The sequence below is a fragment of the Chryseobacterium sp. 2VB genome (assembly GCF_005503635.1).
GTDB lineage: Bacteria > Bacteroidota > Bacteroidia > Flavobacteriales > Weeksellaceae > Chryseobacterium > Chryseobacterium cupriresistens.
In genome coordinates this window covers 36,715-60,809 of sequence record NZ_SCNC01000001.1, presented here as the reverse complement: position 1 = coordinate 60,809, position 24,095 = coordinate 36,715, and the positions used below count along the sequence as shown (strand labels likewise).

At 37.3% G+C, this 24,095-nt stretch carries 21 protein-coding genes; 13 read left to right on the top strand and 8 right to left on the bottom strand.

Annotation, left to right across the window (positions count from 1 at the left end; genetic code table 11):
• Positions 1-16: 16 nt before the first annotated feature.
• The 5 genes from FFS26_RS00295 to FFS26_RS00275 form a co-directional block, all read right to left on the bottom strand.
• Positions 17-2,704, bottom strand: coding sequence for a PD-(D/E)XK nuclease family protein (locus FFS26_RS00295; RefSeq protein ID WP_137903963.1), 2,688 nt, complete (start codon positions 2,702-2,704; stop codon positions 17-19).
• The gene (locus FFS26_RS00290) at positions 2,701-3,237 is read right to left on the bottom strand and encodes a DUF922 domain-containing protein (protein WP_137903962.1); all 537 of its coding nucleotides are present in this window, start codon (positions 3,235-3,237) and stop codon (positions 2,701-2,703) included. The genes FFS26_RS00295 and FFS26_RS00290 overlap by 4 nt, the downstream gene beginning before the upstream one ends.
• Positions 3,237-3,641 (bottom strand): hypothetical protein, encoded by a 405-nt coding sequence (locus FFS26_RS00285; RefSeq protein ID WP_137903961.1) that lies wholly within the window; start codon positions 3,639-3,641, stop codon positions 3,237-3,239. The genes FFS26_RS00290 and FFS26_RS00285 overlap by 1 nt, the downstream gene beginning before the upstream one ends.
• A 62-nt stretch (positions 3,642-3,703) precedes the next feature.
• Entirely contained in the window at positions 3,704-4,339 is a 636-nt protein-coding gene (gene rsmG / locus FFS26_RS00280; protein ID WP_137903960.1) for a 16S rRNA (guanine(527)-N(7))-methyltransferase RsmG, read from the bottom strand.
• Between the two features lie 98 nt (positions 4,340-4,437).
• Positions 4,438-5,775 carry a M20/M25/M40 family metallo-hydrolase gene (locus FFS26_RS00275; protein WP_137903959.1) on the bottom strand — a complete coding sequence of 446 codons (1,338 nt, stop codon included), beginning with the start codon at positions 5,773-5,775 and terminating at the stop codon, positions 4,438-4,440.
• A 248-nt stretch (positions 5,776-6,023) separates the two neighbouring features.
• Between FFS26_RS00275 and FFS26_RS00270 the strand changes: the two genes are divergently transcribed.
• The 5 genes from FFS26_RS00270 (at position 6,024) to FFS26_RS00250 (ending at position 11,656) form a co-directional block, all read left to right on the top strand.
• On the top strand, positions 6,024-7,217 hold the full coding sequence (locus FFS26_RS00270; protein WP_137903958.1) for a pyridoxal phosphate-dependent aminotransferase: 1,194 nt from the start codon (positions 6,024-6,026) through the stop codon (positions 7,215-7,217).
• Positions 7,218-7,251: 34 nt separating this feature from the next.
• Complete coding sequence (locus FFS26_RS00265) at positions 7,252-10,191, top strand: M16 family metallopeptidase (protein WP_137903957.1); 2,940 nt, start codon at positions 7,252-7,254, stop codon at positions 10,189-10,191.
• Positions 10,192-10,340: 149 nt separating this feature from the next.
• Positions 10,341-10,973: a peroxiredoxin gene (locus tag FFS26_RS00260; RefSeq protein WP_002980000.1), complete on the top strand. Its 633-nt coding sequence runs from the start codon at positions 10,341-10,343 to the stop codon at positions 10,971-10,973.
• A gap of 126 nt (positions 10,974-11,099) precedes the next feature.
• The gene (locus FFS26_RS00255; protein WP_062670320.1) at positions 11,100-11,408 is read left to right on the top strand and encodes a thioredoxin family protein; all 309 of its coding nucleotides are present in this window, start codon (positions 11,100-11,102) and stop codon (positions 11,406-11,408) included.
• Positions 11,408-11,656 carry a DUF6952 family protein gene (locus FFS26_RS00250; RefSeq protein WP_002980002.1) on the top strand — a complete coding sequence of 83 codons (249 nt, stop codon included), beginning with the start codon at positions 11,408-11,410 and terminating at the stop codon, positions 11,654-11,656. Before FFS26_RS00255 ends, FFS26_RS00250 begins: the two co-directional genes overlap by 1 nt.
• 538 nt (positions 11,657-12,194) lie before the next feature.
• On the opposite strand, the gene FFS26_RS00245 is transcribed toward FFS26_RS00250, so the two are convergent.
• The 3 genes from FFS26_RS00245 to FFS26_RS00235 are packed head-to-tail and all read right to left on the bottom strand — an operon-like array spanning position 12,195 to position 14,440.
• Positions 12,195-12,884, bottom strand: coding sequence for a Bax inhibitor-1 family protein (locus FFS26_RS00245; protein WP_137903956.1), 690 nt, complete (start codon positions 12,882-12,884; stop codon positions 12,195-12,197).
• A gap of 39 nt (positions 12,885-12,923) precedes the next feature.
• Positions 12,924-13,358 (bottom strand): peptidylprolyl isomerase, encoded by a 435-nt coding sequence (locus FFS26_RS00240; protein ID WP_228406440.1) that lies wholly within the window; start codon positions 13,356-13,358, stop codon positions 12,924-12,926.
• Between the two features lie 47 nt (positions 13,359-13,405).
• Positions 13,406-14,440 (bottom strand): acyl-CoA reductase, encoded by a 1,035-nt coding sequence (locus FFS26_RS00235; protein WP_137903955.1) that lies wholly within the window; start codon positions 14,438-14,440, stop codon positions 13,406-13,408.
• Positions 14,441-14,499: 59 nt separating this feature from the next.
• Between FFS26_RS00235 and FFS26_RS00230 the strand changes: the two genes are divergently transcribed.
• The 8 genes from FFS26_RS00230 (at position 14,500) to FFS26_RS00195 (ending at position 24,016) form a co-directional block, all read left to right on the top strand.
• Complete coding sequence (locus FFS26_RS00230) at positions 14,500-14,850, top strand: 4Fe-4S binding protein (RefSeq protein WP_002980006.1); 351 nt, start codon at positions 14,500-14,502, stop codon at positions 14,848-14,850.
• Between the two features lie 106 nt (positions 14,851-14,956).
• A complete protein-coding gene (gene serC / locus FFS26_RS00225) occupies positions 14,957-16,021 on the top strand; it encodes a 3-phosphoserine/phosphohydroxythreonine transaminase (protein ID WP_110008633.1) in 1,065 nt (354 codons plus the stop codon).
• A 123-nt stretch (positions 16,022-16,144) separates the two neighbouring features.
• The gene (locus tag FFS26_RS00220; protein ID WP_137903954.1) at positions 16,145-17,110 is read left to right on the top strand and encodes a D-2-hydroxyacid dehydrogenase; all 966 of its coding nucleotides are present in this window, start codon (positions 16,145-16,147) and stop codon (positions 17,108-17,110) included.
• 2 nt (positions 17,111-17,112) lie between these two features.
• Positions 17,113-18,357 carry a DUF1015 domain-containing protein gene (locus tag FFS26_RS00215; RefSeq protein WP_137903953.1) on the top strand — a complete coding sequence of 415 codons (1,245 nt, stop codon included), beginning with the start codon at positions 17,113-17,115 and terminating at the stop codon, positions 18,355-18,357.
• A gap of 54 nt (positions 18,358-18,411) precedes the next feature.
• Positions 18,412-19,815 carry a M28 family peptidase gene (locus tag FFS26_RS00210; RefSeq protein WP_137903952.1) on the top strand — a complete coding sequence of 468 codons (1,404 nt, stop codon included), beginning with the start codon at positions 18,412-18,414 and terminating at the stop codon, positions 19,813-19,815.
• 2 nt (positions 19,816-19,817) lie between these two features.
• Complete coding sequence (locus tag FFS26_RS00205) at positions 19,818-21,176, top strand: M20/M25/M40 family metallo-hydrolase (RefSeq protein WP_137903951.1); 1,359 nt, start codon at positions 19,818-19,820, stop codon at positions 21,174-21,176.
• A 3-nt stretch (positions 21,177-21,179) separates the two neighbouring features.
• Entirely contained in the window at positions 21,180-22,538 is a 1,359-nt protein-coding gene (locus FFS26_RS00200; RefSeq protein WP_137903950.1) for a M20/M25/M40 family metallo-hydrolase, read from the top strand.
• Between the two features lie 1,247 nt (positions 22,539-23,785).
• A complete protein-coding gene (locus tag FFS26_RS00195) occupies positions 23,786-24,016 on the top strand; it encodes a hypothetical protein (RefSeq protein ID WP_137903949.1) in 231 nt (76 codons plus the stop codon).
• Positions 24,017-24,095 lie beyond the last annotated feature (79 nt).

Below are 24,095 nucleotides of genomic sequence, written 5' to 3'. Positions count from 1 at the left end.
GTAATACTAAAAATTTTTAATACGTTTTTATCGTTTCTACGAAATTTATATCTGGATTTAGAATTTCAAGGATAAGGCTCTTCACAGATTTCATGGCATCATCAATATTTCCTTTATCAAACTGCAGGGCAACCATTCCCTTTTTAGCATCTGCAAAACTCCAGATTCCGGTTTCAATCGGGAAACCCCAAAACTCAGGAAGGTGCTGTACCACGTAATGATAAATACAAAGCTGAAGGGCCTGCTTCCTGTCGCTGTTATGGAAATATTCATCTACGTTATCCTGATCGATCTTTACAGTAAGATTTTTAGTCCTGGCGGTTTTATAATCAATAATTCTCAGAGTACCGTTCAGTTTATCAATCCGGTCAATGAATCCGAAGAAAGAAATTTTATCATTTCCATCAAGAGGAAAATCGATGCTTTCAAACCTCCTTTCAATATCAATAATCTCCAGTTTATTGCCTTGCTTTATGAGTTCAAGATCATGATTCAGCACATTTTCAATAACCTTTTTAGCAATAGCTTTATGGATATAATTCATTCCTTTTTCGTAGAATTCCGGCTGGTGCTTCAGCTTTTCAATAGCGATATTTATATATTCATCTACTGCTTTAACTGAATTCTTTAAATCGCTTTCTTTTAAAACCTTACCCTTCAACACCTCATACACTTCTTGAAGTGAATAATGAACCAGATTTCCGTAATTTTTTATCGACAGTTCTTCTTCAATTTCGTCCGTTTCCGAAGTATTTAAAATCTTGGAAAGGTAGAAATCAATCGGATTATAAAGATAACTCGTCAGGTGGGAAGCAGATACTTTTTCCTTCCATTTTTGAAGACGTTCCTGTACAATTGGTGTCTTGGAAATTTCTATCGGTTTGGTGGCAATAGGCTCTGAAGAATTTTCAATAATGACATGTTCGATCTCATGAGAACTCTCCATTTCAATCTGGGTAATGAAACGGCTCTTCTCTCCGGTATTCACTCCGGAGCTTAAAGCATTATACAGCAAATGGACATTCTTCGCATCCTGAATCAGCCTGTAAAAGTGATAGGCGTAAATGCTGTCATTTTCAAGAAAAGTATGCAGATCAAAGAATCTTCGGATATCAAAAGGAATATAAGTATTCTGTGAGTTTCCAAGCGGGAGTTTCCCTTCGTTCACAGAAAGCAGAATAACGTTTTCAAAGTTCAGGAGACGCGTTTCCAGCAATCCCATGATCTGAAGTCCTCTTAATGGTTCACCCTGAAAATCGATACTTTCAGAATTGATATGCTGGTTGATCAGAATTTCCAGCGTTTCCATTTTGATCTCAATATTGTAAGGAGTCAGCTGGTTTTTGATGATTCTGAAGGCGTTTTCAAAGTGAGAGACATTCTCATACTGAATATCGTCTATTTCGAGCCATTTAACCTGATGGCAGAACTCAATAAGCATATCCAGATAACCGTTGGTTCCTGTTGCTTTCTGAAGAAGGCCATAATAAGACAGGCCGCCCAGCAGTTCATGTAAAAGTTTTTTGGAAATATAAACGATATTCCGCTCTTCTACTTTAGCTTTAAACTCATTGATAATCTGTTCATCTTCTGCTGATTTCGGCAGCTCTTCCAAAATGGGGAAAACATCTCTGTAATAGTAAGACAGTTTGTTTTTTTCCAATTGTTTCTGCAGGTAGAAAAGACGTTTCACGGCATTGGAGAAAGACAAGTTTTTCAACGGAAATCCCATTGTAATATTCAAATTATCAACACCATGCATCACATCAAGACTGGCTGGAAGAAGGTTTTCATCCAGCAGCACCACTGCAGTATTGGAATAGGTTTTATTATTGATCTCTTTAAAGATTTCGGGCAGAACTTTGGTCTGGGTTACATTCCCGGACACTTCGTATACCTTAATTTTTTTAGGTTGATTAAAATCGTCTTCTATCCATTGAAAAGCTCTGTTATCATCGAATTCTTTCCATGTTTTATGACTTCTTAAAAACTTTCCGGCTTCCTGTCTTTCATCATTAAAATAATAACGGTCTGCCTGAAAGAAACACTGCGCTTTATTCCACTGCAAAAGGCTTCTTACAAGCTTTTCTTCTACCGGAGTAAAGGCATTGAACCCACAAAAGACAAATTCTTCTTTAGTGTTTTTAGCAAAATCAACAATCCGGGCTTTAGCGGCCTCATGGATCATTCCGGAAGTAGCCCAGTTTCTCTCCTGCAGTCTCTCCTTTAAAACCGGGAGAAAAACATTCATATTCTGCCAGAAATTAAGAAACTTCTTTCTTGGAACATCGTCATCCTCACCAAGGTCTTGGGCCCATTCTTTGATCCTTTCTTCATCAAACATATATTGCAAAACCGCCTGATCGCTATCTGAGAATTTCAGGATATCATCCCAGTCCTTCTGCAGCGTAGGAAACCATTTCAGAAAATCTGAAAAATCATCCCTCGGAATAAGATTCAGACTTCTGTAGACATCAAAAGAGAAAAGCCACAGCGGAATTCCCTGAATCGTCTGTTGATCGGCAATTTTATTGATGAGTTCCTCTATCGTAAAAAAATTGGGAAGAAATCCTGAGTAATTATTTTCTTCCAGGATCTGTCTGATAAACACAATGGGACGTTTTCCGGGCAGAATGATATTAAACGCCGAAAGATCCGGGTTTTGTGCTAACAGTTCGTGGATGATCTTATTGAGGAATTTCAAAGGGCTTGGTAGCTTTTTAAGTTGTCGAGTTGTTCAGAAATCGACTGATTATATTCGGTTTGTTTTTCTTTATCGAGTCCATGACGGGTTTCTCTGTCGTAAGCCATCTGGAAGTTTTTGTAATCAACGGATATCCCATCGTAAATTGCTCTGAAATATTTGTTGTAGTCTCCTGAATTTTTTATTTTTTCAGCAACAGCTTTTCTGAATTTTCTTACAAATAATTCTGCAATATCAAAATGCTTCTGCTCATGAAGCAGAATATAATCATTCATTCTTTTGGCATCTTTCCATGATTTATCTTCATGAAACAGTGTTTTGATAGTAATAGCAACCGGTGCTTTTGGATCGGAAGATTTTTCAGCATAAAATTCCCAGCCACAATGGGTGTATGCTGCTACATCAGGATTCTTTTTCTTGTTAACCGGACTTTTAAAATTATCCCAGGTTAGCTTTTTGCCTTCCTCCCAGAAAATTTTCTGCCCGTACACCACCTGCGCTGCCAGTAAACACAATACAAAAGTCAATCTCATTATTCTACTACAATGGTTTTTGTAATCCAGTTGTTTCCTCCATTCCAGAATTTAAAAGTATAGGTTCCTTTGCTTTGCGGGCTGAAGTTAATCTGATTTGCTCCCACATATTTCCCTTGTGTACAAGGGCCGTTGGTAATATATTTATAGGAAGTAACTGTTCTTTCCAGGTTATTATTGTAAACATAATCATATCCGTAAAATCCTTCGCAATGAGACGGATAGGTGGAATACGTTTTTATGCTCTGTATCGCATAAACGTTCATGGTATCATTAACAATTTTTACGCTGTCTATCTTGATTTTATCAATAGATTCGATGGTATGGTAATCATCATCATTACACGAAACCAGAAGTACGCCCAACACGAATACTGAAGATCCAATATTTAAAAGTTTTTTCATAACCTTTACTTTTCTGATTATTAACAAATATTAGCAAAAATTATTCCTTATTTACATAAAAATCAGGAATTAAAATTACCTTTTGATACATAAACTACTTTCTTGGTATCAAAAAATTCTTCATCAAAATAGTGTTTAAGATTGAATATTTCACATTTAATTCCGGCAAGCTCTTCAGCAAGATCACCGCCTTTTAAATATAAAATTCCGTTGTGTTTAGGATTAAACTGTTCTTTTTCAAATTTCCCTTTCAGCCATCTTAAAAATTCCGGCATCTGGGTTACTGCTCTGCTGACTACAAAGTGGAATTTTTCTTTCAGCTTTTCTGCTCTTCCATGGATAGCCTTTACATTGGTTAATCCTACTCCATCTGCTACAGCCTGTACTACATTGATTTTCTTCCCAATAGAATCAATCAGGGTGAATTCTACTTCAGGAAAAAGGATCGCCAAAGGAATCCCCGGAAAACCACCTCCGGTTCCGATATCCAAAACTTTGGTTCCCGGTGCGAATTCCATCACTTTTGCAATTCCCAACGAGTGCAGAATGTGCTTTTCATACAGTGATTCCATATCTTTTCTGGAAATCACATTGATCTTTTCATTCCATTCATTGTACAGATTTTCCAATTTGGAGAACTGTTCTTTCTGTTTTTCAGTAAGATCCGGGAAATATTTTAATAGTAACGATGCAGACATGTGAATTATTATAAACCGCAAAAATAAGTTTTATTTCTCTTGTATTCAAATCTACTTTCCCTGGTCCTGATGTAAATTCTGGTTTTCAGCACAATCCATCACTTTGCAATTCCTGGTATAACAGGGACACTCAGGTTTCCTGACGGGCTCACGCTCTGTACAGCGAAAATATAATTGTCTTTAGAAAGCGGAATCTTCATAGAAAGTCCTGTGGTGAAGATCTTTTTCTGCCACACCGCACTGTCTGTTTCCCTTGCCAGCACATAGTATCCTGCGGGGATTCCGGATTTTGGCTTTTCCCAATGTAAAGTTGTTGAATTTGTCAGCTCTTTTACATCCATTTCAACTTTCTCCGGTTTTGAAGGAGATTTTGCAATATTGGCAAGAACAGCAATATTGGCCGCAACATTCTTTTTCAGATATTTAAAATCGATAAATTCAGGAAGATCACCGTACTGCTTATTGTTTTCAACTCTAATATCCTGATGCTGATGGTCGTAGTTTTCATAATACTCGGTCAGTCTTACAGAAGGAAATCCATTATTCACAAAACTGGTGTGATCTCCTCCGCGCAGAAATCTGTCATTTCTGTAGATCAGTTTGATCTCCAGCCCTTTCACATATTCTTCCGTAACTTCTTTGATATAACGGGCCAGCTGTCTGGATTCACTGTCGTTTTCAAAACCAAGATTTCTGATCGTCATCGCTTTTTTATCCAGATCTTTGTAAGGCAGGCCTTCACTGAATACACGAAGAATACGGGTATTGATCTCTCCTGTTTCTCCTGCTTTTGGATTGCCGATCATATCATTATTAAGAACCGCTTCCAGCTGCAGATTTTCTCTTTTCATTTTTTCAGCCAACTGTTTAGATCCCAACAACGACTGTTCTTCACCGGAAAATGCTACAAAAATAATTGAAGCCGGAAACGAAGACTGACTCAGTATTCTGGCCGATTCTATGACAGCACTTACTCCGCTGCCGTCGTCATTAGCTCCCGGTGCTGCGGAAGTTCTGTTCATCACATCAGTCACTCTTGAGTCAAGATGTCCTCCGATCAGGAAAATTCTTTTGTCATTCGGATCTGTTCCTTTCAGAAAAGCAACAACGTTTCCGAGATTTACTATTTTATCAATTCGCTTTCCATCCGGCTGAATGTCTTCCTGCTGCAGATACACTTCCATTCTTCCACCCGAATTTTTGGCATAATCATTGAATTTTCTGATCACCCAGTTCCTTGCCGCACCTATTCCACGCTCTGGGTCATCTGTTGAACTTAAGGTATGCCGGGTTCCAAAGCTTACCAACTTTCCGATATATGATTTTAATGAATCTTCATTCACCTGCGAGACATATTTTTTCACTTCATTATCTTTTGAATGTTTTTGAGAGAAAAGATAACATGAAACGAGTAATAAAAAGACGGAATATTTCATAGAAGCGGTATTAGATTGTTTAAAGATACAAAACCTACGCTGCAAAATTATTCCCTACAATAATTTATTTTGAATTACTGTTTTTTGGCTAAAATAAGATTGAAATCAATCTCTTACTTCAAAATAAAACTTTTTTATAACCCAAAAGACAATTTGACAAAAACCTGATAAAAATCTTTAAAACACCCTTATTTTTATTACCTCCACACCACGTTTTTATTATATATTTGTTAAAATTCAAAAAATAGATGGATAAACTTTCAGATAGAGTAAAAAAATTAGGATACTCACAGACATTTGTCATGTCAAACAAAGCCAGAGAAATGAAAGCCAGCGGAATAGATGTGATCAGTTTAACTCTTGGCGAGCCGGATTTCGATGTTCCGGACAATATCAAACAGGCAGCATTCGATGCCATTAATCAAAACTACAGCCACTATTCTCCGGTTCCTGGATTTCTGGAACTGCGTGAGGCTATTGCTTATAAATTAAAAAGGGATAATAATCTGGAATACAAACCTTCCCAGATCTGTGTTTCCAACGGAGCTAAGCAGGCTATTATCAATGTTTTGGCTGCTATCATCAATGATGGTGACGAAGTTCTGCTTCCTGCACCTTACTGGGTAAGCTATGATGAAATGGTCAAAATGATGGGCGGAACTTCTGTAATACTTCCTACCTCGTATGTTACCGATTTCAAAGTGACTGCTGAACAGCTTGAAGAAGCTATTACAGAAAAAACCAAAGCGGTACTTTTCAGCTCGCCATGTAATCCGTCAGGAGGATATTATACGTATGATGAATTAAAATCGATCGCCAAAGTAATTGCCAAATACCCTCAGATAACGATAATTTCTGATGAGATTTATGAATACATCAATTATGAAACCAATACCACTTCGATTGCCCAGTTTCCTGAAGTCTATGAACAGACAGCCGTAATCAACGGAATGTCAAAGGCTTTCGCTATGACAGGATGGAGAATCGGGTATTCAGCATGTCCTGAATGGCTGGCAAAAGCTTGTGAAAAAGTACAGGGACAGATGACCAGCGGGGCCAATACGGTAGCCCAGAGAGCGTCTATCGTTGCCCTGAAAGCAGATCCTTCCGAATACAGATACATGATTGATGCCTTCAAAAAAAGAAGAGATCTTGTCTATGAACTGATCAAAGAAATCCCGGGATTCAAAGTGGTCCTTCCAAAGGCAGCCTTCTATTTCTTCCCTGATATTTCGTATTATATCGGAAAAACCCTAGATGGAACAGAAATTAAAAATTCTGACGACTTTGCCATGTTCCTTCTGGAAAATGCCCATGTTGGATGTGTAGGCGGATTCTCTTTCGGAAGTCCGGAATGTATCAGATTCTCTTATGCCGCTTCTGAGGAAGAGCTGAGAGAGGCTATGAAACGAATTAAAGACTTGTTAGAGAAATTCAATTAACAAAAAACTAATAACCCCAAATAAAACGACAGCAATGAATCTGTTAAAAAAACTAACCATCGCTACAAGTATTGCCGCTGCAAGTTTTGCCGGATATGCTTTTGGCCAGGATTTCCAGTGGAAAGAAGCTACCTCGAACGGCTACAAGTACAGGTACGTAACCAATGACCCTACTTCTGCAAGGTATTACACTTTGAAAAACGGATTAACGGTTATTTTAAGTCCTACCAACAAGGATCCGAGAATCCAGACGTATATTGCCACAAAAGCAGGAAGTAAAACAGATCCTGCAGACCACACCGGTCTTGCCCATTATCTGGAGCATATGCTTTTCAAAGGAACGAATCAGTTCGGATCTAAAGACTGGGCAAAAGAAAAGCCTCTTTTAGATCAGATTGATGCTCTTTACGAAAAGTATAACCAGACTAAGGACGAAGCCAAAAGAAAAGAAATCTACAAAGAAATTGACAGGGTTTCAGGAGAAGCAGCAAAATTTGCAATCGCCAATGAATATGATAAAATGATGGCCGGTATGGGAGCTGATGGCACCAATGCCTTCACTTCTTTTGAACAAACGGTGTACACGGAAGATGTACCTGCGAATGTTCTTGACAAATTCCTTGCGGTACAGGCTGAACGATTCAGGGAACCGGTTCTGAGACTTTTCCACACAGAGCTTGAGGCCGTATACGAAGAAAAAAACAGATCTCTTGATGATGACGGAGATAAGGTTTTCGATACGATGTTTGCCAACCTTTTCCCTAACAACAATTATGGAAAGCAAACGACCATCGGAACGATTGAACACCTGAAAAACCCTTCTCTGCATGCTATCAGAGAATATTATAACAATTATTATGTTCCCAATAACATGGGAATCATCATGTCCGGAGATTTTAATCCGGATGAAGTGATTGCAAAAATTGACAAGGCTTTCTCTTATATGAAGCCTAAAGCAATCCCTGAATATAAAGTTGGACAGGAAAAACCGATCACTGCTCCGATTGTAAAAGAAGTGGTAGGACCGAATCCTGAAAACGTAATGCTTGGTTTCAGATTTCCGGGAGCTTCTACAAAAGACGCCAGAATGCTGAACCTTATTGGAAATATGCTTACCAACGGACAGGCAGGGCTGATCGATCTTGATCTGGTAAAAAAACAGAAATTACTGGGTGCATACGCTGGTTCTTATGCATTGAAAGATTATTCCGTTTTACTTTTACAGGGTAAACCCACTGAAGGGCAGTCTCTGGATGAAGTAAAGAATCTTCTTCTTCAGGAAATTGACAAACTGAGAAAGGGCGAGTTTTCTGACGACCTGATTCAGTCTATCGTTAACAACGAAAAGAAAGGGATCATTCAAAAAGATGAAAAATACTCAACCAGAGCAAGTATTCTGATGGATGAGTTTACTTCGGACGTTGACCACAAAACATCGCTGGAATATGTGGACGAAATTTCAAAACTGACGAAAAAAGATATCATGGATTTCGTATCCAAGTATCTTCAGAACAATAACTACGTTGCAGTTTACAAAAGAAAAGGCGAAGACAAGAGCATTGTAAAAGTTGACAAACCAACGATTACTCCGGTTTCCGTTAACAGGGAAGACCAGTCTCCTTTCCTTAAAAAAATCGACGAGATGCCTGAAAACCCTATCGCTCCGGTATGGTTGAATTATGACAAAGATATCGCTAAAAACAAATTAGCTGATGTGGATGTACTTTCTGTAAAAAATACAGACAATGCGCTGTTCAGAATGTATTATCACTTTGATTCAGGAAAATGGAACAACAAAATCCTTCCATTGGCAGCGGAATATCTTCAGTACTTAGGAACAAAAGACAAGTCTTCTGAAGTCATCAGTAAAGAATTCTATAAACTTGCGTCAAGCTTCAATGTAAGTGCAGGAAACGAGGAAACTTACGTATCACTGGAAGGTTTAAATGAAAACTTTGACAAAACCATTTCTTTATTTGAAGATTTAATCAAAAACTGTCAGGCAGACCAGGCAGCTCTTGATGCTTACAAAGTTAGGTTGAAGAAAGCGAGAGCGAACGCAAAACAGAATAAAGGAGTAATTATGTCAGGATTGAGAAGTTACGCTCAATACGGTCCTCAAAACCCTTTCAACAATGTACTGAGCGATGCTGAGCTTGATGCATTGAAAGCAGAAGACTTAATTAATGTTCTTCATGATCTGTTCAATTTCAAGCACAAAGTACTGTATTACGGTCCAAAATCAGGAAATGAGGTGGTAGCAGCTTTGAAACCTGTCCACAAACTTCCTGCAACCCTGAAAGATTTGCCTAAGTCTAAAACTTTTGCACAGATCCCGACAGACAAGAACAAAGTATTGTTTGCCCATTATGACATGGTGCAGGCTGAAATCTTCTGGGTAAGAAATTCTGACCAATACAATCCATCTGCTACTCCAACGGTAAGTTTATTCAACAACTATTTTGGAGGAGGAATGGGATCTATTGTTTTCCAGACCATCAGAGAATCTAAGGCGCTTGCCTACTCCACTTATTCTTACTTTGCCCTTCCAAGCAAGAAAACAGACAAAGATATGATCATGGCCTATGTAGGAACACAGGCAGACAAATTCAATGAGTCTACAACAGCCATGAATGAGCTCCTGACTACCCTTCCGAAATCTGAGCAGTTATTCGAAACAGCGAAAAGCGGATTGAAAAAATCTATTGCCTCTGAAAGAATCACACAGGACGGAATCATCTTCTCTTATCTGAAATCTCAAAAGCTTGGAAACAACTATGATATGAGAAAGAATGTGTATGAACAGGCTCCAAAACTGTCTTTCACAGATATCAATTCTTTCCACGATAAAGAGATGAAGAATAAAAACTACACCTACTGTCTTGTCGCTTCTCAGGACAAAGTGAAAGAGGCTGATATGCAGAAATTAGGCGAAGTAAAAAAACTTAATTTAACTGAAATATTTGGTTATTAAAATAAACAAAAAGTCCTGTTAAACAGGGCTTTTTTATTTAACAACATGCCAAAAACAATTATAGATTTTATTTATCAACTTTCGTTTGTTCGATAGATGAATCTTTCATATATTTGCATAAGAAATTTAAATATAAAAACAGAAAAATTATGTCTTTAGTAGGAAAAAAATTCCCAAATTTAACAATTGACGCAATGTCTGAGATGGGTGACGATTTAAGAATCAACATCCTTGATGAAGCAGTAAACAACCAGCAAAAAGTTCTTTTATTCTGGTACCCTAAAGATTTCACTTTCGTATGTCCTACTGAGCTTCACGCTTTCCAGGAAGCTTTAGGTGAGTTCGAAAAAAGAAATACTAAAGTAATCGGTGCTTCTTGTGATACCAACGAAGTACACTTCGCTTGGTTGAACACTCCAAAAGATAACGGAGGAATTGAAGGAGTAACTTACCCGCTTTTAGCCGATACGCACAGACAATTGGCTAACACTTTGGGAATTGTTGATCAGGATTTTGAATATGATGAAGATGGAAACGAAGTTTTCACAGGTTCTAACGTAACTTACAGAGCAACTTACCTTATCGACGAAACCGGAAAAATTTTCCACGAAGCGGTAAACGATATGCCTTTGGGAAGAAACGTAAAAGAATTCTTAAGATTAATCGACGCTTACACTCACGTACAGAAACATGGTGAAGTATGTCCTGCAAACTGGGAAGAAGGAAAAGAAGCAATGAAAGCTGACAGAACTTCTACAGCAGAATACTTAGCAAAAAATTAATATCTTAATTTAAATATAACAATGTAACAATCTAACAGTATAACAATTTGAAAAGTCATTTCTTGAATTGTTAGATTGGTCAATTTTTTAGATTGTTACATTGTTTATTTTTTTAAAAATAAACTTATGTACACAGAATTAACCGAAGATACATTACAGAATATAGTTAACGAAAACGAAAAAGTAGTCGTTCAATATGGCGCAACATGGTGCGGAAACTGCAGAATCATGAAGCCGAAATTCAAAAAATTAGCCTCTGAAAATGATTCTATTCCATTTTTATATGTAGATGCAGAAAAGCTTCCTGAAAGCAGAAAATTAGCAAAAGTAGATAACTTACCTACTTTCGCCATCTTTAAAAACGGAGAACTGGTGAACCAGGTTCAGTCTAACCAGGCAGAAAGTTTAATTAACCTTTTTAACGAATTAGCATAATGAAATTACCCGTAATCAGACAGTTTTATCAGAATCAGACTCCTGAAAATCTTGAAAAAACATTAGAAGTACTGGAAAGTTTCTGCGAGTTCAGAGGAACAAGTGAAGAAGATCTGAATGTTGCAGGAGAATTGATTACCAATATCTGCGGAGCTTTAGAAGTTCACGCGAATGTACAAAACGGAATGAGTGAAAAAGATGCATTAAACTCTTTTGCTCAGAAGGTTTTGGGATCAATTGACAAATAACATCTTTCGGTTATTTTTAACCAAAAGAATGTAAAAACACAAACTACACAATACCTGAGGTTTTCCTCATTACTATACTTTTTCTATTCTTTAAGAATCTTTTTATTTCAACTTAAAATGTACTTCAAAGGACTTTAACCGGTCACATGAAGCTGGAAGTTGTATGAAAAATTGTAAAGAATAACCCATTAAAATCCCGGTGATATTTTCATCAGGATTTTTTTTGTTTTTGGTTTACAGCACGAATAACACGAGCGATTTCACGAATAACACAAATAGAGATACGCAAGCATCCGTGTTAATCTGTGGAATCTGTGGGCAAAATATATTTAAATATTATTAGAAGTTTCGGCTGAAGCCGTTGGAAAAGATTTATTTAAAGTAAAACGGGCTAAAGCCCGTTCCTATTGATATTAGTAAATTGTGTTTATTCGTGAAAACATTTGTGAACTTTGTGTTTAAATTTTGTGTTTACATAAAAAAAGAAATCCCGATGAAAAATCACCGGGACTATATTTTAAAAGATAAGATCTATTAATTAGTTTCTTCTGCTCATCAGAATGCTTAGAATATACCAGAATAACAGCATAATCGAAGCAAAAAGCTGTAATGCTGCACCTACATACTGATTCGTTCCATAGGAATCTTTTAATTTGCTTGTCTGATATAGAATAGTAGCTGATGCTAAAATTACCATTCCTACCGAAAACCACAGTCCAAGGTTAAAACCAAAGATCATTCCTCCTACAATCAGTCCGATGGAAATAAATCCACCGATTACAATGATATTTCTTAAGAAAGAAAAATCTCTTTTAGAAGTGAATGCTACTGCAGAAATACCTGCAAACATAGCAACAGTTAACGTAGCAGCCTGGAAGATCACATTCGCTCCACCTTCAATATTTGTTGCAATAAATAGCAGAGGCATAAAGATAATGGCTTCCAGCAGAATATAAAATCCTAGTCCTAAATATTGGGTAGATTTGCTTTGTGAAAGCGACCATTTAGAAGCCAAAACAGAAGCCAGCCAGAAAACCCCGATAATCAATAGCCAGATATATCTCTGACCAAACATCATCGCAATCAATTCTACCGGAACCGTTTTTAATAATATCGTTTCCACTCCAATAAATGCAAGAATCGATAAAGCAACATGCAAATACGTCTTCTTGTAAAAATTCGCCTTCTCCAAGTCCGAAGAATGAGCGACTAAAACATCTGTCATCATAGTTAATATTTTTTTGTTAATCGAAAATAAAATTAAGTCTTATTTCGAGGGCAATACCCCAAGAATTTTTCCGTCATCCTCAAATACAGCGGTAATAACTTCTCTGGAAGATTCTTCTGCATATTTGTATTTAATACTCGGATGATTGATTCCGTCCATTGTTTTATAATATCCGGCCTTTAAGACTTCAAGTTTTTTGTTGGGATCAATATCATCTTTGACCTTCTTAAGAACATCATCCGTCACGATTTCCTTTACCTTCTCAGAAATCAATCCATCAATAGCCTTCCGATCTGAAGCCTGCAAAGCTACAACGAACTTCTGGAAATTATCATTATATAAACTGATCTTTTCCTTACTTATGGAAGCCTGCTGTTCTTTTTTGGGACTGTTTTCAACCTTTGCACCTGTTACTTTCTGCGCAAAAACCAGCTGTGCCCCCACAAGAGCAAGTCCCAGCAATAATTTTTTCATAGTATTCATTTTTGTTCTGGTGAAATAAGTGATGGAAGATACGAAAATCAGACCAGTTCTAAAAATTTCATTGTATCTACATTATCAGCATAAGTATCAAGTCCCGGATTTTGCGCTTCACCAAAAGGAATCGCATTCATTTCCAACTCTTCTTTTGCCACAACGCACTGAATATTTTCTTCATTTTCTGCAATAAAGCTTTTCACATCATTCAGCGATTCATATCTGCTGAAATTAATTACAGAAAGCGGACTGAACAGTTTATCATCCTCTTTCAGCATCACAAAATTATTATCCCAGAATTTATCCTGATTTAAAAGATAAACCGCTCTGTTATAATCATAATTGTTGGCATATTTGTTATGATTGATAATATCCTGGAATCCTAAGAAGTTCTCAAACAGCCTGTCAATCACAAAATCCTGCGGAATAAAAATTCTCGTTACATTTCTGCACCCCAATCCGAAATACTGGAAAATATCTTTTGCTAAAAGCTGCAGCTCTTCATCTGTCTCATCACCCTTCAAAACAGCAATTGAAGTCCTGTTTTTACGGATGATATTTAAATGATTCTTGAAATAATATTCCAGATATCTCGCTGTATTATTACTTCCTGTTGCAATAACGGCATCAAAATTTTCTAATTTTTCAACAAACTCAAAAGCTACATTTTCATTGGAAAACTCATTCCATTTCTTCAATAAAAACGGAATCATATACTTATCTTTTGAAGACAGCTTAATGACAGGAATATGGTTGGCCAGAATTACAGAAATCACATCATGAAACCCTACTAAAGGGATATTTCCTGCTAAAATAAGTCCAACTCTTTTTGAAATTTTAGAGATTGAATAATTTCCAAGCCAGTTTTTGATGTTTTCTTCAGTCAGAAGATCTGTCCATTGCTGTAAAGCAAATTTCTGATTATCAATAGTAAACCACGGATTCTCTATTTCTGACCTTTTCAACAATAATTCAATATCAGAATCATCTTCATTGTGATCTTCCGGTTTCTTCGCTAAAAACGCTTTTATATAATCACTTAATTTAATAAGTCCTAAAACTTGATTTTCGGTATTCATAATTACTGTAAAATTGGGTAAAATTTTGTAATTTTGTGCAAATTTAAAAAAAATTAGCGATGGCTATTAAAATAACTGATGAATGCATTAACTGTGGGGCTTGTGAACCTGAATGCCCAAACAATGCAATATATGAAGGAGCTGTAGATTGGAAAGCTTCTGACGGTACGGCTCTTCAAGGTACAATTACTCTGCCGTCCGGACTTACTGTAGATGCCAATGCACCACAGGAACCTGTAAGTGATGATGTCTATTTCATTGTAACAGATAAATGTACAGAATGTAAAGGATTCCACGAAGAACCTCAGTGTGCAGCGGTATGTCCGGTAGACTGCTGTGTGCCAGATGAAGATCATGTAGAGTCTGAAGAAGCTCTTCTTAATAAAAAAGCATTCTTACACGGCGAATAAAAAATTCCGTCTCATTTCCGTGAGGCGGTTTTTTTGACCCAAAATCCAATAAATCAAAATAAAGCTGAAGGATATTGAAATCCCAAAGCACCCAAAAAATAAAAATATGAACAAAAAGCACAACTTCAGCGCAGGACCATGTATTTTACCACAGGAGGTATTTGAAAAATCAGCACAGGCTATCCTTGACTTTAACGGCATCGGATTGTCTCTTCTTGAAATTTCTCACAGAAGCAAGGATTTCGTTGCGGTAATGGACGAAGCGCGTGCCATTGTAAAAAGATTGATGAATCTTGGTGATGATTATGAGGTACTTTATTTAGGAGGCGGAGCTAGCCTGCAGTTTGCAATGGTTCCTTACAACCTGATGAAAGTAGGTGGAAAAGCCGCTTACCTGGATACAGGAACATGGGCAGCAGGAGCCATCAAAGAAGCTAAAAAAGTAGGAACGGTAGATGTGGTAGGTTCTTCAAAAGAAGAAAATTATTCTTTTATTCCTAAAGACTATACTGTTGGTTCAGAATACGATTATTTTCACTGTACTTCCAACAATACCATCTACGGAACTCAAATGAAATCTTTCCCTGAAGTGGATACGCTGATGGTATGTGATATGAGTTCTGATATTTTCTCAAGACAGCTGGATTTTTCAAAATTTGATCTGATCTATGCCGGTGCTCAGAAGAATATGGGACCTGCAGGAGTTACTTTAGTGGTTATTAAAAAAGAAATTCTTGGTAAAACAGGAAGAGAAAATATGTTCTCTATTCTGGATTATTCCCAGCACATTGCTAAGGAATCCATGTACAATACGCCACCGGTATTTCCTGTATATGCCTCTTTGCTTACCCTTCAGTATCTTGAAAGAAACGGAGGAATCGCTGCTGCAGAACAAAGAAATGAAGCTAAAGCTAAGCTTTTATATGATGAAATCGACAGCAACCCGTTATTTGAAACTTTCTGCGTAAAAGAAGACCGTTCGCTAATGAATGTTTCTTTCAAAATTACAGATGAAAGCAAGAAAGAAGAATTTGACAATGCATGGAAAGCAGCAGGGATCAGCGGCTTAAACGGACACAGAAGTCTTGGCGGTTACAGAGCAAGTTTATACAACGCTCTGCCTATTGAAAGCGTACAGGTTTTGGTAGATGTAATGAAGTCTTTCAAATAAATTAAATAGTAAAAAATTCAAAGATTGAAAGAATTAAAGGCAGTTCATTAAAATTTATTAATTTGCGCCCCAGTTTTAAAATGTTGAAATGGCAATTCTTTCAATCTTTAAATCAAATAATTCATGAAAGTTTTAGCAAACGACGGAATTTCAAAAGCAGGAGAACACACTTTAAAAGAAGCCGGAATTGAAATTCTGGACAATAGAGTGGCTCAGGATCACGTTATTAATTTTATCAACGATAATAATGTGGATGTTCTTCTGGTAAGAAGTGCAACGAAAGTGAGACAGGATCTGATTGATGCGTGCCCCGGCCTTAAAATCATTGGAAGAGGCGGTATCGGAATGGATAATATTGATGTGGAATATGCCAGAAGTAAAGGTATTAAAGTAATCAACACCCCCACAGCATCCTCAAAATCAGTGGCAGAACTTGTTTTTGGCCACTTTATTTCACTGGCAAGATTCCTTCACGAATCCAACAGACTGATGCCTCTGGAAGGAGAAACTCATTTCAACGCCATGAAAAAGTCTTTCAGTAATGCGTATGAACTTTCAGGAAAAACATTAGGAGTAATCGGCTTTGGAAGTATTGGCCAGGAAGTTGTAAAAATAGGAATCGCTTTAGGAATGAAAGTAACTGTTCTGACCAGAAGCCCGAAAACAGAAGTTCTTACATTGAACTTCTTCAACGGACAGTCTGTGAACTTTGAAATCACTTCCACCAATGATATGGATGCATTCCTTAAAGATGCAGACTTCATCAGTATCAATACGCCGAAAACGAATGAGTATATTATAGACACCCCTCAGTTTGAAAAAATGAAAGATGGAGTCTATATTGTAAATACTGCAAGAGGCGGTGTCATCAATGAAGTGGCACTTATCGATTTTATCGAGTCGGGAAAAGTAGCCGGAGCGGCACTGGATGTTTTTGAAAACGAACCCAATCCGGAACTGCCTTTACTGATGAATCCTGCATTATCACTTTCCCCTCATGTAGGAGGCAATACAGTGGATGCGCAGGAAAAAATCGGTATCGAACTTGCAGAACAAATTATTAAGCTACAAAAAGAAACTATAAGATAAATATGCCTGTTTTTAAACCTTTCCGTGGAATAAGACCTCATAGAGACTTTGAGAGTACTTTCCCTACCCATCCACTGGATAATTTCACCCAGGAAGAGATTGCGGAGAAAGCTCAAGTTGAAAATACTTACATCAATATGATTAAACCCTATGTTGTAAGTAAATCTAAAGATATTGACCGGAACCTGCGAAAGATCCGTTCTACATTTGAAGAACTTCTGGAAGAAAAGAAATTGGTCCAGGACAATTCGTCCTACTATCTTTATGAGCAGATCTATCCCAACAAACAGATGTTCAGAGGACTTCTGGGATTGGCAAGTATCGAAGATTTCTGGAATGGAAAAATCAAAAGACATGAAAGTACCATCCCGCAGAAAAAGGAGAAACTGGCTCACTACCTTGAAAAAGTAAATCTGCAGGCAGAACCTGTACTTCTTACCTACCCTGCCAATTCAAAAATTGAATTGCTGATGAATCATGAAGAAAAAAATGTTCCTATCTTCAACCATGTGGATTCTATGGGTATCAGACATAAAATCTGGAGAATAGACAATCGTCTGAAACTTCAGCAGTTTAAAGAAGTGATTGATCAGATAGATTCGTTCTACATTGCCGATGGGCACCACAGAATTGGTTCTACAGCAATGAACGCCAAATACCATAAGGAGAAAAACAAGAAACATAATGGTACAGAGCTTTACAACTTTGTGTATAGTTTCATTGTTTCCAACCAGTCAATAAAGATTCACGACTACAACAGAATCTTACACGATCTGAATGGTATTTCTCCGGAAGATTTCCTGAAGGAACTTGAAAAATATTTCCTGATTCACGAAAAAGGAGAAACATCGTACTACCCTTCTCAGAAATTCCATATCTCAATGTATATGGATGGGAAATTCTACTCTCTTCACGTAAAGCACGATCTCCGTTCCAAAGAAATGTCTCTGGATAACCTGGATCACCACCTTTTGGACAAATATATTTTCAAAAATATCCTTAAAATTGAAGATCCGGACAGCTCTGAGCTTATTTCTTATGTGAAAGGAACATCCAATATCAACGGAATCAATCTTTTAAAAGAAAAAGTAGACAATGGCGAAGGCAAAGTCGGCTTTGGAATTTATCCTGTAAGTTTTAATGATATGATTAAAATTTCAGACTTAAAATTAAGCATGCCTCCAAAATGTACATTTATTGAGCCAAAATTAATTACAGCCTTGTTAATGTACGACATGAAACCTTAATAAATTACTATTTTTTTCCTACTTTTATCAATGGAAAAGATAAGTAAATAATAGATGAAAAAAATATTCATTATACTTCCACTCTTTTTGAGTGGATTTTTATTTTCTCAAAAAAAACCACAAAAAGGCCCGGCAAAAAAAGGAACTGTTGCCAGATTTAATTATCACGATGAGTTCAGAAAAATTTCAGATGAAATTATGACCAACGGCACTGCTTATGATAATCTCGGGGAACTTACGAAAAGAATCGGTCCCCGCTTCAGCGCCACTCCCGGTTATACAAAAGCTGTAGAATGGGCTGAAAAAAAATTCAAGGAAATTGGTATTAATATGATCTGGAGACAGGAAGCTAAAGCACCGGTCTGGATCAGAGGAAAAGAATCTTTACAGATTAAAGCCGGAAATGGAGATTGGAAAAACATCAGAATGCTTTCTTTCGGAAACTCTGAAGGAACTGGAGGAAAAGATCTGACAGGTGAAGTTGTTTTAATCAATTCCACATCAGAACTTAATGCCATGTCGCTGGGACAGTTAAAAGACAAAATAGTTTTTGTAAATGTGCCTATGGACCCGAGGGTTATCAATACAAGCGATTCTTATTTACAGGCGGCAAAATCAAAATTAATTTCCGCTTCAGTAATTGCCAAGACAGGTGCAAAAGCCTTAATTATAAGGTCACTGACAACAGCCAATGATGACACTCCTCATGCCAAAATGATCTATTACGAACCAGATGATAAAATTAAAATTCCGGCTTTATCAATTGGCGTAAGATCTGCAGATGAGCTGGAAAAAACATTGAAAAAACAGAAAGTGACTGCGAAAATCAACATGACCGCAGAATCAAAAGGTGATACTACGAATCCTAATATCATTGCTGAAATTGGAGGCAAAAAAGATTCAAAAGTAATTGTTTTAGGCGCTCAGCTTGATTCATGGGATATTGGCGAAGGGGCCGTGGATGACGGAACAGGCGTTGTGCAGTGTATTGAAGTGCTAAGAACGCTGAAAGCGCTTGGATATGAAAACAACCATACGATCCGCGTTGTTTTGTATGCCAACAGTGAAAACGGCGGACAAGGCCGTGAGATGTATGCTGCTTATGTGAAAAAGAAAGACGAAAAACACATATTTGCCTTAGGAACCGATGCCGGAGGTTATTCTCCCCGTGGGTTTTCATTAGATATGTCCCCGCAGAGAAGAAGACTGGTTTATCCCTGGAAAGAATATTTTCTGCCTTATGGCGTTTATGATTTTGACCAGACAGAAGCCATTCAGGATATTTCACCTTTGAAAAAACTGGATATTCCTTTAGTAGAGCTTGTGGTAGACACCCAGAGATATTTTGATTATCACCACTCCGAACAGGATACTTTTGACAAAGTAAATAAAAGAGAGCTTCTTCTTGGAGCTGTCGCCATCACACAGATGATTTTTATGGTTGATAAAAACTGGTAACAATGAAAAAGATAATAGGAACTTTTTTACTTCTTTTTGGAATGGCCGCATTTGGTCAGTCTAAAGAAGATTCTGTCCAGTTCAGAAAAATCTCCACAGAAATTCTGAACAACGGAAAAGGATACAATGAACTGAAAGAACTTACCAAAACTATAGGAAACCGTCTCAGCGGGTCAGAAGCGTATGAAAAATCAGTTCAGTGGGCGGCACAGAAACTTCGTGATGCCGGAGCTGAAAAAGTATGGTTTCAGGAAGTGATGATTCCGGTTTGGGTAAGAGGAAAAGAATCATTACAGATTAAAACTTCTAATGGAAAATGGAAAAGTGTAAAAATGCTTTCCCTTGGAAATTCTGAAGGAACCGGAGGAAAAGATCTTTCCGGAGAAATCATCATGGTAAAATCACTGGAAGAATACGATCAGCTTCCTGCTGAAAAAGTGAAAGATAAAATTGTGTTTTTCAACTATCCTTTTAGTCAGGAAAATGTACAGACATTCATTTCTTATCGTGATGCAAACCCCTACAGAAGAACTGCCGCTTCATTAACGGCTAAAAAAGGAGGAAAATTTGCCATCGTCAGGTCTCTTTCCTCTGCTTTTGATGATATTCCACACACAGGAAACATGCGTTATGACGAAAATATTTCCAAAATACCAGCCATAACAATCGGAAATACCTCAGCTGATGAACTTGAGGCATTATTAAAGCATCATCAGGTTACGGCTAAACTCAATTCCAACTGTGGTATGAAAGGAGAAAAGCTTTCCCACTCTGTTATTGGTGAAATTACAGGTAAAAAAGACCAAAATATTATTGTTGTCGGCGGACATCTTGATTCCTGGGATGTAGGCGAAGGAGCCCATGATGACGGAGCAGGAATTGTGCAGAGCATTGAGGTATTAAGAACATTTAAAAAATTAGGGATTCAGAATAATCATACCATTCGCGCCGTTTGTTTTGCCAACGAAGAAAATGGAACAAAAGGCGGAAAACAGTATGGTAAAGTTGCCAAAGAAAACAATGAAAAACATCTTTTTGCCATAGAATCGGATGCAGGAGGTTTTTCACCACGCGGAATTTCCCTCGAAATGGATGAACCCCAAAGAAACCAGATCAAAAGCTGGGTGAATCTGTTCTTGCCTTATGGCGTTTACAACTTTGAAGGAAAATATTCAGGGTCGGATATTGCCCCGCTTCACGAAATGGGAGTTCCCACAGCTGAACTGGTACCGGATCCGCAACGCTATTTCGATATCCACCATACCGAAGAAGACACTTTTGAAAAAATCAACCGAAGAGAGCTATTGCTTGGTTCTGCGGTGATGACACAACTTATTTATATGATTGATAAAAATTGGTAAACAATGAAAAAGATACTAGGAACTTCATTACTACTTTTTGGAATGGCTGCATTTGGCCAGTCTAAAGAAGATTCTGTACAGTTCAGAAAAATCTCTACAGAAATCCTGAACAACGGAAAAGGATATATGGAGCTTAGAGAGCTTACAAAAAATATAGGCCACCGCTTAAGCGGATCCGAAGCCTATGAAAAGTCTGTAAAATGGGCAGAACAGAAACTTCGTGATGCCGGAGCTGACAAAGTATGGCTTCAGGAAGTCATGATCCCGGTTTGGGTAAGAGGAAAAGAATCTCTGAACATCCAGACTCCCAACGGAAAATGGAAAACCCTTAAAATGCTTTCCCTTGGGAATTCTGAAGGAACAGGAGGAAAAGATGTTTCGGGAGAAATCATCATGGTAAAATCTATGGAAGAATATGACAGACTTCCTGCTGAAAAAGTGAAAGATAAAATCGTGTTCTTCAACTACCCTTTCAGCCAGTCATTTGTAGAGACTTTCAAAGCCTATGGTGATGCTGCCAAATACAGAACTACCGCCGCTTCTTTAACCGCTAAAAAAGGAGGCAAATTTGCCATCGTAAGATCTCTGTCCTCTGCTTTTGATGATGTACCTCACACAGGAGCAATGCGTTATGAAGACAAAGTTTCCAAAATCCCTGCGGTAGCCATTGGAAGCACGACTGCAGATGAACTGGAAGCTTTACTGAAAAAACAGAAAGTTAATGCAAAACTTAACTCCAACTGCGGAATGAAAGGAGAAAAGCTCTCCCACTCTGTTATTGGAGAAATCACAGGTAAAAAAGACCAGAGTGTAATTGTTGTCGGCGGACACCTTGATTCCTGGGATGTAGGTGAAGGAGCCCACGATGACGGAGCCGGAATTGTACAAAGTATTGAGGTTTTAAGAACCTTTAAAAAGCTGGGTATTCAGAATAACCACACCATCAGGGTTGTTTGTTTCGCCAATGAAGAAAACGGAGTAAAAGGCGGAATCCAGTATGGTAAAACGGTAAAAGAGAAAAACGAAAAACATCTTTTTGCTATTGAATCCGATGCCGGAGGCTTTGCCCCAAGAGGTATTGCCCTGGATATGGATGATGCGAAAAGAAATCAGATTAAAAGCTGGTCGAATCTTTTTCTTCCCTACGGAGTTTATAATTTTGAAGAGCGGTTTTCAGGAACAGACCTTTATCCGCTTCACGACATGGGAATTCCCGCTGCTGAGCTGATGCCGGATTCTCAGCGATATTTCGATATTCACCACACGGAAGAAGATACTTTTGAAAAGGTGAACCGAAGAGAGCTTTTATTGGGAGCCACCGCTTTGACTCAGATTATTTATATGATTGATAAAAACTGGTAAAATATGAAACCGTCTTTCTAAAGGCGGTTTTTTTATTTTAATAGTAATGCATAATAAATTTCACAGTATTCCATTAGTGAAATTTGTGTAAAATATTGGTGGTGTTTGTGGTTCTTACAATTAAACACAAATGACACGAATGATTTCACAAATAACACAAATTCAAAAGGAATGGGGTTTAATCTAAACTTAAGATTTTTATAACCACTGATTTCACAGATTGACACGGATGATTGCGTATATATATTTGTGTTATTTGTGAAGGAATATTGGTGTTACTTGTGGTTTTTAAAATTGAACACAAATACTAATGATTTCACGAATAACACGAATTCACTAATATCAATAGGAATGGGCAGAGCATAGACGAAGGAAGCCCGCTTTATATTTTATGGATACTTTTAAAACGGCTTTAGATACCACTGATTCCACAGATTGACACGGATGATTGCGTATATATATTTGTGTCATTTGTGAAAGAATATTTGTGTTACTTACTTGTGGTTTTTAAAAAATTAAACACAAATTACACTAATGATTTCACCAATAACACGAACTGAATAGTTGATATTATGGGATGCAGATGATCTTAGCCACAATTTTTTTTAACTGTCTGTTGTATTTGTGAAATTTGTGCAGGAACATCTGAGTTATTTGTGGTTTATTTTAAATACATAAAAAACACTTATCCTCCGTAATATTTTCTTTGTTCATTGTCATTAGCTTTAAAAAATAGAAAATTTTTCTATGTTTAAGGAAATAACAGAAGAAAAAACGCTTCACCACTGCTCTCATCAATCCTATGAAACAAAGTGTTAATCGCAAATTCCGAACTTTGGCATGATATTAGCATGTTATTTCTTGAGAAAAAATTAAAAAAACACTAAGGATGAGAAAAAAGGTTTTCTGTGGATTTTCAGTTTTTCCACTGATTCAAGTTCATATCTAGTATATGAATCCTTTTTTTTCTACGATGCCGTAAAAGATACGGGCTCGTGATTAATTAACCCCCGTTAGTTTTTCACAGCAGTTTTGCACCCGTATCTGACTGGTATCACAATAACCAGGAATCATTGATTGATTCAAAAAAAAAACAAAAATATCCCGGACTTTCAGCCCGGTATTATGATATAAATAAATGGCAAAGTCATCGTGAACCTTAGCCCACGTAAAGGAATATATTCTTTTTACCGTGATGAGTGCGCCTTTATGCTATAAATTAATGTATAACCCTTAAAATGTTAGTAATGATGAGAGCCTTTTTTGAAATGATTTTTAAGAGAAATGAAGATGCTGCAAAATTGAATATATGGAGCCTGTTGATGGTGTTAAGTTTTGCTGCATTTTCAGTGTTGGTATACGCCTTAAAACCTAGCTTTAACAGCTTAATTATATACCTGACGGCATTTGCCGCTTATATCGGGTTTGGCCTTGTATTCATCAGTTCCCTGGCCGGAACCAAGATGAAGAAAAGATAACAGAACATATAACTTTTCAATTTATTTTACTGAGAAAACCGCCCTGTTTGGGGGCGGTTTTTGTTTACGATCTTACTCC

Excerpts from the sequence above, each read along its gene's own strand:
- FFS26_RS00290 (WP_137903962.1), bottom strand. The coding sequence starts at position 3,237 with ATGAGATTGACTTTTGTATTGTGTTTACTGGCAGCGCAGGTGGTGTAC.
- FFS26_RS00285 (WP_137903961.1), bottom strand. The coding sequence starts at position 3,641 with ATGAAAAAACTTTTAAATATTGGATCTTCAGTATTCGTGTTGGGCGTA.
- rsmG (WP_137903960.1), bottom strand. The coding sequence starts at position 4,339 with ATGTCTGCATCGTTACTATTAAAATATTTCCCGGATCTTACTGAAAAA.
- FFS26_RS00275 (WP_137903959.1), bottom strand. The coding sequence starts at position 5,775 with ATGAAATATTCCGTCTTTTTATTACTCGTTTCATGTTATCTTTTCTCT.
- FFS26_RS00270 (WP_137903958.1), top strand. The coding sequence starts at position 6,024 with ATGGATAAACTTTCAGATAGAGTAAAAAAATTAGGATACTCACAGACA.
- FFS26_RS00265 (WP_137903957.1), top strand. The coding sequence starts at position 7,252 with ATGAATCTGTTAAAAAAACTAACCATCGCTACAAGTATTGCCGCTGCA.
- FFS26_RS00260 (WP_002980000.1), top strand. The coding sequence starts at position 10,341 with ATGTCTTTAGTAGGAAAAAAATTCCCAAATTTAACAATTGACGCAATG.
- FFS26_RS00255 (WP_062670320.1), top strand. The coding sequence starts at position 11,100 with ATGTACACAGAATTAACCGAAGATACATTACAGAATATAGTTAACGAA.
- FFS26_RS00250 (WP_002980002.1), top strand. The coding sequence starts at position 11,408 with ATGAAATTACCCGTAATCAGACAGTTTTATCAGAATCAGACTCCTGAA.
- FFS26_RS00245 (WP_137903956.1), bottom strand. The coding sequence starts at position 12,884 with ATGATGACAGATGTTTTAGTCGCTCATTCTTCGGACTTGGAGAAGGCG.
- FFS26_RS00240 (WP_228406440.1), bottom strand. The coding sequence starts at position 13,358 with ATGAAAAAATTATTGCTGGGACTTGCTCTTGTGGGGGCACAGCTGGTT.
- FFS26_RS00235 (WP_137903955.1), bottom strand. The coding sequence starts at position 14,440 with ATGAATACCGAAAATCAAGTTTTAGGACTTATTAAATTAAGTGATTAT.
- FFS26_RS00230 (WP_002980006.1), top strand. The coding sequence starts at position 14,500 with ATGGCTATTAAAATAACTGATGAATGCATTAACTGTGGGGCTTGTGAA.
- serC (WP_110008633.1), top strand. The coding sequence starts at position 14,957 with ATGAACAAAAAGCACAACTTCAGCGCAGGACCATGTATTTTACCACAG.
- FFS26_RS00220 (WP_137903954.1), top strand. The coding sequence starts at position 16,145 with ATGAAAGTTTTAGCAAACGACGGAATTTCAAAAGCAGGAGAACACACT.
- FFS26_RS00215 (WP_137903953.1), top strand. The coding sequence starts at position 17,113 with ATGCCTGTTTTTAAACCTTTCCGTGGAATAAGACCTCATAGAGACTTT.
- FFS26_RS00210 (WP_137903952.1), top strand. The coding sequence starts at position 18,412 with ATGAAAAAAATATTCATTATACTTCCACTCTTTTTGAGTGGATTTTTA.
- FFS26_RS00205 (WP_137903951.1), top strand. The coding sequence starts at position 19,818 with ATGAAAAAGATAATAGGAACTTTTTTACTTCTTTTTGGAATGGCCGCA.
- FFS26_RS00200 (WP_137903950.1), top strand. The coding sequence starts at position 21,180 with ATGAAAAAGATACTAGGAACTTCATTACTACTTTTTGGAATGGCTGCA.
- FFS26_RS00195 (WP_137903949.1), top strand. The coding sequence starts at position 23,786 with ATGATGAGAGCCTTTTTTGAAATGATTTTTAAGAGAAATGAAGATGCT.